Genomic DNA, 12,764 nt, shown 5'->3' on the forward strand with positions numbered 1-12,764 from the left:
TTGGTTAAGTGGCTGATTATCAGTAACTTTATAGTTCTCTAAGCTCAAAGTTATATGACATCAGAACCACTCAACCAATATACGGAAATATGCAGAGATGCTATCAAAAGTTCATCTGCAAAGTTAAGCAAAACTTTCGAGAGTCTACTCTTGGAAATACTTTTATTGTACATGACGATACAAAGAAAGATAAATTTCACTCAAATGGAGCGTTACGGCACCCATTGTGAGCAGACCTACAGAACGAACTTCAACCGTGGTCGTGCTAAATGCATAGACTGGGTGAAGTTCAACCTTGCCCTATGCCGACGTTACTTGAATATGGATGGTCTATTGGCTATAGCCATCGATCCGAGCTACATCAGCAAGTCGGGTAAGAAGACTCCGCATATCGGTACTTTCTGGTCCGGTTGTGCAAGTTCCATGAAGCATGGGCTTGAAATCATGGGGCTTGCACTTGTCGATGTCCATGCCAACAGTTGCATGATGCTGCGCGCCCATCAGACTCCATCTACTGGAGAATTGAAAATGCGTAACATGACTCTCGTGCAACATTACATAGCGGTCATCAAGCGTTATAAGAAGGATTTGTTGAAGGTCACCGATATTGTTGTCGCTGACGCTTTCTTCTCTATCCGTCCGTTTGTGGACGGAATCAAAGAGTGCGGTTTCCATCTTGTCAGCCGCTTCAGGGATACTGCGAGCCTATATTATGTGTATACGGGACCTCGTTCCAATAAGCCTGGACGTCCCAAGACACTTGACGGAAAAATCAACTACAAGAAACTTGACCTCACACGTATGGCAGAGTTGCATATTGAAGGACTTGAAGGCACAGCCTACACACTCATAGCCTATTCAAAGGCATTGAAGCAGAAAGTGCGCCTTGTCATTTGGGTTATGCCGAACGGAAAACACAAGCTTTTCTTCTCAACAAAGACATCCATGTCGGGTGAGGAAGTGTTGCGCACATACCGCTCAAGATTCCAAATAGAGTTTTGTTTTCGCGATGCAAAGCAATATACTGGTCTTACGCATTGCCAAGCAAGACACAAGAACCAGTTGGACTTTTCCTATAATGCATCATTCGCATCACAGAATGTTGCGAAAGTGATGATGAAGGAAAATGAATTGCCGTATTCCATGGCTTCTTTCAAGGAGATTATGGCAAGCACATACATCGCTAAATTAATTTTCAACAAGTGTCGGAGAATACCGAACCGAAAGTTAATTAGTCATACTATCAAAGAACTCTTTGGCTGGCAACGTAAAGCTGCTTAGCCATTATCTCAAATTTTAACGAACTATTGAATTGAGATACTTTATTCAAAAGCTTCATAGGTGTCACTTTTTGGACGTTACCTAATCTCTCAAGATAAATACCCCATAATTCAAAATCCTTATCTTTCAAAAAAGAAGTCAATTCTTTTGAAAGAAACAAATCACTATCAGCTGCAAGGCGAAGGTAAAATTTATCTCCAGCACTATTAGAAAAAGAATAGACCGCCTCTTTCATCAGAACTGAAATTCAAAGTCACACTTCTCTACGTTGCGCAACTTTTCCAGTTGCTCAGCCTTATGAGCCTTCAGTTTCTTGACCCATTCCGCCATCTTAGCAGAAGAGCTTTTTATTACTATTGTTTCATTTACATGTACCATAAGCCTATAATTTAAATATCGGGGCAAAAATACTACTTTTATTTGAAAACACCAAATTTTTAGCAGAAAATTTTGCTCCAACCTTCAATAAATCGATAAGTCGTCGCTCTGTGTCTGAAAAATCTGGCATAATCTTACCTGTTTAGTTAATATTCAAAATGCAAAGTAAATGAATATTAGGCTAACAGACAAATTTTCGGAGTTTTTTTAGTTTTCTTTGGCCTTTAGCAGTACGCTACATGCTTTCGAAAGGCATCATAGAGGGCTTTGTGTCGCCGTACAGATAGAAAACACGGAAAAGTTGTACTTTTATAGTCGAAATCTTAGAAATAACATTCAACATATCTATATTTTTTGTATCTTTACCGGCAAAATACGGATAGGATTGTCCGCTAACTTAATAAAACGCATTGTATGAAGAAATATTTGGCATTCCTTATATTCGCAGGACTAAGTTCCTGTATTGATGCTCAGACAGTCAAAGAGACTGTCCGTGGCAAGTATGGCGAGAACCTAGGTACTGCTGAAACTACGGTAAGAGGTGGCAAGCGTGTGATTGTGTATAAAGACAAGTATGGACAAATTACTGGAACATCAGAAAGTAAGACCCACTCTTTCGGCAAGACCACTACGGTTTACAAGGATAAGTATGGGCAGGTTACTCGCAAGGGCAAGGTTAAGGGTAGGTTGCCAAACAAAAGTAGCAATTATTATTATGGATGGAGCAGTTCAAAGTCAAAAGGTAAATAATCCGAAAAAGCTTCTCCACGTTGCGCAACTTCTTGAGGTTTCAAAGCTTTTGACCTTACAGGTAGGGTGTTCAGTATTCAGTATTCAGTTTTTTTCGCGATAGTTACCCTTTCTATGGTTACAAATTGTAAGTAATTATTTTATATTATATATTAATATATATATATAATATATAATATACTATCTATATAGAGGATGAAAACAACAGCGAAAAAAACTGAATACTGAATACTGAATACGTTTCAAAATCGTAAGCTGCTGAAAATCGACCCTTATCACATGCCTAAATTTGTCGGATACCAAAAATCTTTGTATCTTTGCACCGGCAATCGAAAGAACAGCCTTTTGTGCCTCAGGGCGGTCATCATAGAAGACCGCAGCGGGTCTTAAATGATGGCAGGCGCCGGTCATCTATTAAGACCCAAAAAGCACAGAAACGGGGCTTTCTGGGTAATTGTGATTTACAAGAACTCATTAAACACAAAACGAGTATGATTAACTACAGCATCGTAATGCGCAGCGTGAACGCAAACCTTTTGGAGATCAACCAGGCAAAGTCACGCATCAACCAGGCTAAGCAGGAGGGTAAGAATCCTGAGAAGAAGGACCTTGACCTCGTGAAGACCGAGAAGCAGAATGCGTTCGCCATCTCGCAGTACACCGATGTGATGACCATCGAGAAGTTTGCCAAGCACATCACTTCTCACGGCAGTGTGTATTCTAGAGCTGACATCAGCGCCATCCTCTACATGGCAGTGGACTGCATGAGAGAGATGCTGCTCGAGGGCAAGAAGATTCGTCTGGGTGATTTGGGCGATTTCTCTCTCCTGCTCGGCTCCAAGGGCGCAGAGACTGCCGACAAGTTTACGGCGCAGAACATCACCCAGGTGAAGGTTCAGTGGGAGCCTGGCAAGGAGTTCAAGAACCTGATCGACGACGCCGAGTTCAACCTCGTGGCTAGCCGCAGCGCTCAGGCTGCCGTGCTCAAGGCCATCAAGGAGGGCAAGACCAACGTTGACCTCAACCTGCCTATCGACCCTGATGGCGGCGACGACGGCAACGGCGGAAGTACCACTACTGGCGGCGGAAGCAATGCAGGCGGCAGCGGAACCACCGGCTCCGAGGGCGGAGGAACCACCGGTTCTGAAGGCGACAACAAGGGTGACACGGGTACTTCCGGCGGCAATACCGATGCCGGTTCTAACGGCGACAACGTGCAAATTACTCTCTAGCCTATAGGAGGGTGTGTCATAAGTATCTTGCCTAGGGTATAGATAAAAAACTAAAGATGATGAAAAAGGAAACCTGGAAAATGGTGATTCAGATAGCCATCAGCATCCTGACGGCCATCGCTACCTCGCTCGGCGTTACGAGCTGCATGTAAGCAGCAATCAGCTGCATGTGATTAGTTTTGAGATGATTCCATAAACGACAAGAGGAGGGTGTGTCAAAAGTCCAAGACACACCCTCCTCTTTTTAAAATACCTAGAATATGTGAAAAATAGCATGAAAAACATGATTTTTGCTTTTGTATCCCCATAAATGAGGATGACGATTTCCTAATTTTTAGGTATTGCATACCTTCTTAAAAATATGTACCTTTGCAGCCTAATTCAAGATAGTATTTAATTTTAATTATAAACATTTTAAAAGTTCAAAAAACAATGAAGATTTTTAAGAATTTCATCGGTCTCGCTGCCCTGGCACTCTGCCTCGGCTTTGCTTCTTGCGGCAGTGACGACGATGCACCTTCTTACAGCAATGTGGCTGTAAGCAACTCTGAGTTGATGACTATCCTCAAGGGTAAGGGATACCAGTTTGATGAAAATGGCAAAATGCTCCTTGACGACAAAGCCAACAGCACCACATCTCTCGACCTTTCAGGCACAAAGGTTGATACCGCTGCCTTGAAGGAACTTTCTGTTTTTCCTAATTTGAAAGAGTTGAACCTTAGCAACAATGGCTATGGTCCAGTTTTCCATATCGCTTCACTTCCTTCACAGATTACAGGTCTTGATTTGCAAGGCAATGACATCTACGACTTCGACGGCTTGGTAACAGCCAAGGTTGAGAATGATGAGGTGAAAGCTACTATCCTTCATGAGTTTACAAAACTTTATCTCCCTGCTTCCTGCAAGTATAATGTAGAGGATTTGATGCCTTTCTATACCCAGAATGAGGCAGAGAACAAGACTGTTGATATGCAAATGGTAAATGATAAGGGTTCTTTGGAGAAGTATAATACATTGAGAGAAGTTCCTGACGAGTATTTCCGTACATTTTTGAAGCAAACACTTCCTAGAATTTTCACAGCAGATGATAAAATAGATATTAGCATACCTATGGCTAAGATGGATATGGCTAGTTTCCAATTAATGTTTGAAAACCAATATGCAGATATTGACAAAATTCAATCTATAGAAGGTTTGGAATATGTTATAAATAATCCATATTATCCAAGTAACCATATTGCTTTTGGCTATGAAGGTGGTGAGCATCAATATACTTTGGGGTATTTGATGCCAAGAAATAATATTACAGCACTTTGGTTGACACAAACAACTACTTTAGGATTGGATCTGAGTGGAGCAACAAGTATTACTAATTTGAAGTTGACAAAGAATCAAAATATAAGTGTTTTAGATTTGTCAAATACTATCATTGCCAACCAGAATCCAGCTGATTTTGATGCTAATATTGGCAACGCTCTTCATTGTGTAGATTGTCCAAAACTTGAAACGATAGTATTACCAACTCCAAATAAGGGCGTTATAGAATCTATTGAATTAAGAGATTTGCCTGCACTCAAAAAAGTAGATTTAAGTTCTATTTATGCAACATATGAAATAATACTGCTCAACTTGGGTAATGGTGATATTGTTTTCCCAACTTTGACTCATTACTATTATAATAAAGCAGGAGTTTCAACATTGGAATCTTTTGATAATACAGAAAATCAGATAGGGTTAGCTGTTTCTCAAGACGTTTTTGACAAAGAGGTAACAAAGACTTTCATAACAAGCTATAAAAATCACCTGAAAAGTTTGTGGGCTTCATACAGAAAAGTTGGTGCAATAAAGTGGGATAGATTAATTTAGCATATTATTATTTTCAAATTTTAAACAACATGAAAAAAATATTAATGGTAATCGTTGCAATGTTTGGAATCGTTGCAATGTCAAATGCCGCAACAACAGCGGCTACAGAGATGGGTATTAGCACATTGGCAGCTACTACAGTTGACTATGTTGGTGACTTTACAAAAGTTGACATGAATGGCAGCACTAAAGCCCCTGTGAAAGACAAGGTAACTACTGTTGTTTCAGATGGAGCAACTATTAGCAGCCTTGTTTCTGAGGCTTTTCAGGTTGGTAAGATGCCAGGTACTATTAAAATTACAGCATCTAATTTGACAATTGATCCTTCTACAGGTAATTTCTCGGGAGCTTGCACTGTTACCTTGAAGATTTGGGGGTCAACTGACTATGCAGGAACAATTAGTGGTACTATAGCAAATGGCAAGTTGGTTTATGACGTAAAATGCCTTGCTACTTGGTTAGGTATTGCATTCGATACTGCTGTAACTTTCGAAGGTAATGAGTAATATATTCTTGTCATATCACTTGGCTGTAAAAATACAGCCAAGCGATTATCATGCAAAAGAGTTTTAATAAATGAAAATCAAAAAGTATTTTATTGCTTTCTTCTTGGTCTTAACAGGTTTTATTGTCCTTTCTTCTTGCTCTTCTGATCAAGAAATTACAGAAGGTAATGCTGACGAGGCTTTGGTCGAAAGTGCCAAAAACTATCTGAATGGAGACATTGTTCTTAGCACAAAAGCGACAATGAGCGGTGTCGATAAAACGTTGCTTGCAACTGGCTGTCCTACGAAATTTAAGTTTCAATGGAGTGGAACTGACAAACAAACTTTCAACATATCGTTGTTAGGCTTTACTGTAGGTGCCATGGGTATGACCATCAATTTTAAGTGTGATGTTAAGTGTACAGAACTGAATTCATGGGAACAAAAAGAATATTCCGGAAGCGGTTGGATTAAGTTCAAAGGTGAGAATGGTTCTTGCTGGGGACAAAATGAAGATGGCTCAGATTTCGATGGTGATGGTTCAAATGGCTCTGTTGTCAAAGGTAGTTTTATACAAGGCTATTATAATGTTAACACGCATCAAATTCAGTTTGTTGTAAGCTATAACATGATGAATGTACGTTCAGAATGTTTCTTGCAAACAATAGACAAGAATCGCATCAACAATTATGCAGCTGAATTTAAACAGTACGAAAAAGACTTGGCTGCGTATAAAAAGGAGCACGGAATCAAATAAGAGACTGTAGCTTATATATAAAAGGAAAGAGGGATATGCCCAGACATATCTCTCTTTCCTTTGCAAGTAAAAAATGAAGGGAAGAGAAACAAGCCATAGCGAGGCTGAAATCGTGTAAGAAATTGGAAAAAATAGAATGACAATATAAATGAAGACAATTAGAAATGTAATGCTTATCGGCTTACTGCTGATACTCGCCCTCCCTGTCGCTGCGCAGCGAAAGGTGAAGTTCGGTATCTTCGACAAAGCCACTGAGCAACCAGTCATCGGCGCAGTCATCACCTACGCCGACAACGAGAAATTGAAATCGCCACAGCGTGTTGTTACCAACATGGATGGTGAGGCTACCATCTCGGTGCCTCAGAGTGACAAGTGTTATTACCAGGTGGTATCCGTGGGCTATAACCCTCTGAATGGAACCATCGGAAGCGACAGCTCCCTCAAGCTCTTCATGACCGAGGACGTGATGAAGGTGAACGAGGTGGTGGTTACAGGTTCCCGTACCGCCCGACCTATCAAGCTCTCGCCAGTGAGCACGCAGGTGCTCGGCGGTAAGGAACTGGTAGATGCAGGCTATGCCGACCTGACCAAGGCTCTGCAGCAGGAGACACCGGGTATGAACATCCAGAAGGTGGGTTTCGGCAACGAAATCTCCATGCAGGGCTTGGATGCCCGCCACGTGCTCTTCCTGCAGGATGGCGAGCGATTGACGGGCGACATGGCGGGTAACCTCGATTACGAGCGTTTCAACCTCCATGCCATCGACCGCATCGAAATCGTGAAGGGTGCCAGCAGTACCCTCTACGGAAGCCGTGCATCGGGTGCCGTCATCAACCTCATCACCAAGAAGACTACCAAGCCTATCGATATTCAGGCTGGTGTACGCTGGGGACAGATGAACGAGACCAACTACAAGAATCCTTCCCAAAAGGATTTCCTGTATATGTTTGAGAAAAACGCCGACCGCCCGAACCTGCAAAGCTGGGTGTCGGCAGGATTCAATGCAGGCAAGGTAACTTCGCAGACCGACGTGTGGTATTCTTCGAGCGATGCCTTCTACATGTACCAGGCAGAGAACGACAAGAAGGTCTATACCCAAGAGGCGAACCCTTGGCTCGACCACGACGTGACCATTACCAGCGTGGCTTCCCGTCCGCCAATGGGCATCGAGGGTACAGAGCATATCTCGGTATCGCAGAAGGTATTCTACGACCCTTTCAAGAACCTGGAGATTCTTGCCTACGGTAGTGCGTTCTATATGAACACCTACGACCTCATTCAGGACATGACCTTCAGTCAGGCGCGTGACTGGACAGCTGGAACCAAGATTAAGTACTCCTTCAAGGATTGGTTCAAGATTACCGCCTCCCTTCATGGCGACTTCTACGACCGCTTCAAGCGCCACGAGCGTATCGACGAGCGTACCAAAGTGTATAAAAGCCGTATCTTCCAGCCTCGCCTCTCCATCACCTCGCAGAAGTTCGAGGGCCACGACCTCATCCTCGGTATCGAGCACCTGAGCGATGACCTGACGAGCGACCGATTCAACGGCGATGCCTCCCACATCATGCGCACCCGTTCATTAAAAGAGACGGAGGCTTTCCTGCAGGACGAGTGGACGATGAACGACCACTGGATGGTTTCGGCAGGTGTGAGAACCAACTTCAGCCGTGCCTTCGGACTGATGGCGATGCCTAAGATTGCCTTCAAGTGGAGTCCTTCGGATCACTGGGCATGGAGAGCCAACTATTCGATGGGCTACCGTTCGCCAAGCATCAAGGAGCTGTTCTTCAACTGGGACCACCTCGGCATGTTCATGATTAAGGGTAACGAGGACCTGAAGCCTGAGAAGAACAACTACGTGAGTCTGGGCACAGAGTACTCGAATGATAACTTCTTCATCTCGGGCAATGTGTATGGCAACTTCTTCCGCAAGAAGATTGAGGGCGTATGGCGCATCTACGACATGCAGTATAACTTTGAATATACCAACCTCGCCAAGCAGAACCTCATCGGACTGGAGACCATCATGCGCTGGCACTTCCTCAACCACTTCACGATGAATGCCACCTACAGCTACGTGAACGTGAGCAAGACGGATGGCATCCAGGTGAACACCACTTCGCCTCATGCTGCTACGGCGAGCCTCGACTATAAGTACAACAAGAAGAACTACCGACTGGGTGCCACCTTCTCGGCAAGCTACATGGGTGAGAAGAAGTTTGATGTGCAGGACCGCCTCTCTGTAAACGGCGAGAGCCACGATGCCTACTTCCGCTGCCAGTTGCCTCAGTATGTTTTGTGCAACCTGTCGGTGATTCAGACCTTCTATAATAAGGTGAAGGTGACGGTGGGTGTGGATAACATCTTTAACTATGTGCCAAAGACCCTGGGTTCGGGCATCACCATGTTTAACGTGCCAGCCACGGCAGGAGCCAAGGCGCATGTGCAGGTGGAAGTGTTGGTAGATGAATTGGTAAAAGCATTTAGAAAGAAAAAATAATGAAGAAAGCATTACTATATATAATAGGTATGGCAGCCGCAATGACGAGCTGCGTATCTTATGAGGCAGAGGACTTCACAGGTCATACCTTGCCCCGAAAAACAGGTTATAGCACGGGTGTTACCAACGACTGGCTCTATTTTGACCTGAAGACGGGACATCGCTATAATGTGCTGAATCCTAACCAGAGTGTCATCGCCTTTATAGACGGCAAACCAATAGAGGAGTATTTCCATTATAAAGGTACTGCCAAACTCGTAAAGTATTGGAGCGAAGGTGTGCAGAAGAACATCTTCGAGGATGCAGAGCGTGATGAGAACGGCGATACCATCTTTACCAAGAATCAAGCTACAGGCAAGTTAACCTATAAGACGGTAAAAAGACAGGCCAGCAGCATTATGGTGATGGAGAACATGGAGGATGACCCCAATACGATGGCTTATCCTGCTACGGAGTGGGACCTCGCCTTCAATGGTTATCAGCTCCGCACCAACAGTGGAACGAGCGGACCAGGCAAGGGCGGAGCTGCCGACCTGGGCTATGGCGAATATGACAAGTGGACGAGCAAGGCGCAGGTAGATGCTTATCTGGCAGAACACAATATGACCTTCGCCGTGGATGATTCAGCAAGCGTCTATGTCACCATGTCACAGAACGACTGGAACAAGTATTGCATCGCCAACAAACTGGATATGAACGAGAACCCTTGGTTCGACCCGAACAATGGTCCTGCCAAGCAGTTGGTAAGCGGCAATCCGGTGCTCGAAAAGGCAATGAGTTTCTCGGGGCCACCTCCAGTATATACTCCTTCTTTCCATACCTACGTAATCCGTTCGTGGGATGGCGAGAGATATTACAAGCTCCAGATTATCTCCTGGTATGATGCCAATGTGCAGATAGGTGACGAGGGAGGAAGAATCAGTTATTACCTAGACGAACTGAAATAATTCAACTGTTCATGATAGGGCAGATGCCTCTTCTTACCTATAAATAGGTATTTTCGGGCGAATACCTCTTTTTATGATGCCAAAAATTTGGTGGTTTGCCAGATAATACTTAAATTTGCACTCAGAAATCAGATCGGAAATAAGATCAGAAATAAGAAATGTTTAATGTAATTAAAAGTATTATAGTATTATGATTATCGAAAATGTTCATGCAAGAGAAATCTTGGATTCTCGTGGCAATCCTACAGTAGAGGTTGAAGTTTCATTGAAGTCAGGTGTCGTAGGTCGTGCATCGGTTCCTTCTGGTGCATCCACTGGCGAGAACGAGGCTTTGGAACTTCGTGATGGCGACAAGAACCGCTATGGCGGCAAGGGCGTCTTGAAGGCTGTGGAGAACGTGAATCAGGTGATTGCTCCGGCTTTGGTAGGTTTTTCTGCCTTGGAGCAGCGTGCCATCGATTATAAGATGTTGGAGCTCGACGGTACCAAAACCAAGTCTAATCTGGGTGCCAATGCCATCCTCGGTGTTTCTCTGGCTGTGGCTCATGCTGCTGCAGAGTATCTCCACATCCCATTGTATCGCTACATCGGCGGTTGCAATACTTACACCCTTCCAGTTCCTATGATGAACATCATCAATGGTGGTGCTCACTCTGATGCGCCTATCGCCTTCCAGGAGTTCATGATCCGTCCTGTGGGTGCTCCTTCCGAGAAGGAGGCCATCCGTATGGGTGCTGAGGTGTTCCATGCCTTGGCTAAGCTTCTGAAGAGCCGCGGCCTTTCTACTGCCGTTGGTGATGAGGGCGGTTTTGCTCCTGCACTCGATGGTATTGAGGATGCGCTCGACAGTATCTGCCAGGCTATCAAGGATGCCGGTTATGAGCCAGGTAAGGACGTGAAGATTGCCATGGACTGTGCAGCCAGTGAGTTTGCCGTTCAGGAGAATGGTGAGTGGTTCTATGATTACCGCCAGTTGAAGGATGGCAAGAAGAAGGATCCTAATGGCAAGAAACTGACTGCTGCTGAGCAGATCAAGTTCCTGGAGGAGTTGATTACCAAATATCCTATCGATTCTATTGAGGATGGTTTGGATGAGAACGATTGGGATAACTGGGTGAAGTTGACCGCTGCCATCGGCGACCGTTGCCAGTTGGTAGGTGACGACCTCTTTGTTACCAACGTGAAGTTCCTGGAAAAGGGTATCAAGATGGGTGCAGCTAACTCTATCCTCATCAAGGTAAACCAGATTGGTTCTCTCACCGAGACTCTGGATGCTATCGAGATGGCTCATCGTCATGGTTACACCACCGTAACTTCCCATCGTTCTGGTGAAACCGAGGATACTACAATTGCTGATATTGCCGTAGCAACTAACTCCGGTCAGATTAAGACGGGTTCTATGAGTCGTACCGACCGTATGGCCAAGTACAACCAGCTTATCCGCATTGAAGAGCAGTTGGGCAATAATGCAGCTTACGGTTATAAGAAGTTGAAATAGTTTCGATGATAAGAAGTTGAAATAAAAAACAATTTCACCATGACTATACACATTAATATAGAATAGATCAGATACGAAATAGATGGGCATGGATAGCCGTGAGGTTGTCCATGCTTTTTTTATCTTCTATCAAGTATCTGCATCTTCACATACATTACTGATAACTTCGATATATTTTATAGTTTAAAAACAAAAAAATGCAATGACAAACGTATTGATAAGTGCTTCCGGACTCTGTGGTGCCACCATTATTGGTGCCATTCTGGGATTCTTTGTCAAGGAGTTGCCCCATAAATGGAACGATGCCGTATTGGGATATTGTGCCGGAATCATGTTGGCGGCTTCCACGTTGGGACTGATAGTGCCAGCCTTCGAGCAGACCAGTCTTTGGTGGCTGGTAGTAATCGGCGTGATGGCAGGAGCCTTGTTTCTAAATGTACTAGATCTGGTAACTCCCCATCTTCATCATATCACGGGACTAGACCCCGAGGAGCATCGCAACAATGACAGACTCAGCCATGTGATGCTTTTCGTGATGGCGATAGCCCTGCACAAACTGCCAGAGGGAATGGCGGCAGGTGTGAGCGTCTGCTCTGCAGAAGGTGCCACGGAGTGGGGCGTTTCTTTCGGTATCGCCCTGCAGAACATCCCCGAGGGAATGGTCATCATCGCTCCTTTGATGATGGCTGGCGTTTCAGCGCCCCGCACCTTCTTCATTTCCATCTTCATCGCCCTGCTCGAAGTGGCAGGCATTCTGTTGGGTTTCGGTTTGGGTTCAGCCTCTTCCACCTTCCTCCCCGTGATGCTGGGTTTTGCCGGTGGTGCCATGCTTTATGTAACGAGCGACGAGATGATTCCCGAAACCCATGCCCATGGCTTTCAGAAGCAAGCCACTTACGCTCTTCTCCTGGGCTTCATCACCTTTGTGTTGATGGAGAAATGTGTGTAGTCAGATTCTGATACCGAGGCAGGTAGTATTTCCTAAATACAGAGTGTACTTAGGTGTAGGCTTTTTTCCCAAAAATTCTTCTATAATCTGCTGAATAGCTTAAAATGAGCGATTTATA

General features: G+C 44.4%; 12 protein-coding genes. 11 read left to right on the plus strand and 1 reads right to left on the minus strand.

What is annotated here, in order from left to right; translation table 11 throughout:
• Positions 1-171: 171 nt before the first annotated feature.
• Entirely contained in the window at positions 172-1,281 is a 1,110-nt protein-coding gene (locus KUA49_RS03905) for a transposase (RefSeq protein WP_237474194.1), read from the plus strand.
• Positions 1,282-1,515: 234 nt separating this feature from the next.
• Here KUA49_RS03905 and KUA49_RS03910 read toward each other — a convergent pair whose 3' ends face one another.
• Positions 1,516-1,659, minus strand: a complete 144-nt coding sequence (locus KUA49_RS03910) for a hypothetical protein (protein ID WP_218413459.1) — start codon at positions 1,657-1,659, stop codon at positions 1,516-1,518.
• 414 nt (positions 1,660-2,073) lie between these two features.
• On the opposite strand from KUA49_RS03910, the gene KUA49_RS03915 reads away from it, so the two are divergent.
• The 10 genes from KUA49_RS03915 to KUA49_RS03960 all read left to right on the plus strand — a co-directional run bounded on the left by KUA49_RS03915 (position 2,074) and on the right by KUA49_RS03960 (position 12,646).
• Positions 2,074-2,409 carry a hypothetical protein gene (locus tag KUA49_RS03915; protein ID WP_218413460.1) on the plus strand — a complete coding sequence of 112 codons (336 nt, stop codon included), beginning with the start codon at positions 2,074-2,076 and terminating at the stop codon, positions 2,407-2,409.
• A gap of 491 nt (positions 2,410-2,900) precedes the next feature.
• On the plus strand, positions 2,901-3,641 hold the full coding sequence (locus tag KUA49_RS17615) for an HU family DNA-binding protein (protein WP_412178596.1): 741 nt from the start codon (positions 2,901-2,903) through the stop codon (positions 3,639-3,641).
• A gap of 56 nt (positions 3,642-3,697) precedes the next feature.
• Positions 3,698-3,793, plus strand: coding sequence for a smalltalk protein (locus KUA49_RS03925; protein WP_238405158.1), 96 nt, complete (start codon positions 3,698-3,700; stop codon positions 3,791-3,793).
• A gap of 280 nt (positions 3,794-4,073) precedes the next feature.
• Entirely contained in the window at positions 4,074-5,507 is a 1,434-nt protein-coding gene (locus KUA49_RS03930) for a hypothetical protein (RefSeq protein ID WP_218413461.1), read from the plus strand.
• Between the two features lie 29 nt (positions 5,508-5,536).
• Positions 5,537-6,013 carry a calycin-like domain-containing protein gene (locus tag KUA49_RS03935; protein ID WP_218413462.1) on the plus strand — a complete coding sequence of 159 codons (477 nt, stop codon included), beginning with the start codon at positions 5,537-5,539 and terminating at the stop codon, positions 6,011-6,013.
• A gap of 70 nt (positions 6,014-6,083) precedes the next feature.
• Entirely contained in the window at positions 6,084-6,749 is a 666-nt protein-coding gene (locus tag KUA49_RS03940) for a DUF4903 family protein (protein ID WP_218413463.1), read from the plus strand.
• Between the two features lie 148 nt (positions 6,750-6,897).
• Entirely contained in the window at positions 6,898-9,252 is a 2,355-nt protein-coding gene (locus KUA49_RS03945; RefSeq protein WP_218413464.1) for a TonB-dependent receptor, read from the plus strand.
• 41 nt (positions 9,253-9,293) lie between these two features.
• A complete protein-coding gene (locus KUA49_RS03950; RefSeq protein ID WP_256624929.1) occupies positions 9,294-10,199 on the plus strand; it encodes an HmuY family protein in 906 nt (301 codons plus the stop codon).
• 190 nt (positions 10,200-10,389) lie between these two features.
• Positions 10,390-11,697: a phosphopyruvate hydratase gene (eno, locus tag KUA49_RS03955; RefSeq protein WP_119229179.1), complete on the plus strand. Its 1,308-nt coding sequence runs from the start codon at positions 10,390-10,392 to the stop codon at positions 11,695-11,697.
• 202 nt (positions 11,698-11,899) lie between these two features.
• Positions 11,900-12,646 (plus strand): ZIP family metal transporter, encoded by a 747-nt coding sequence (locus KUA49_RS03960; RefSeq protein ID WP_218413465.1) that lies wholly within the window; start codon positions 11,900-11,902, stop codon positions 12,644-12,646.
• Positions 12,647-12,764 lie beyond the last annotated feature (118 nt).

Source organism: Segatella copri, from assembly GCF_019249655.2.
Lineage (GTDB): Bacteria > Bacteroidota > Bacteroidia > Bacteroidales > Bacteroidaceae > Prevotella.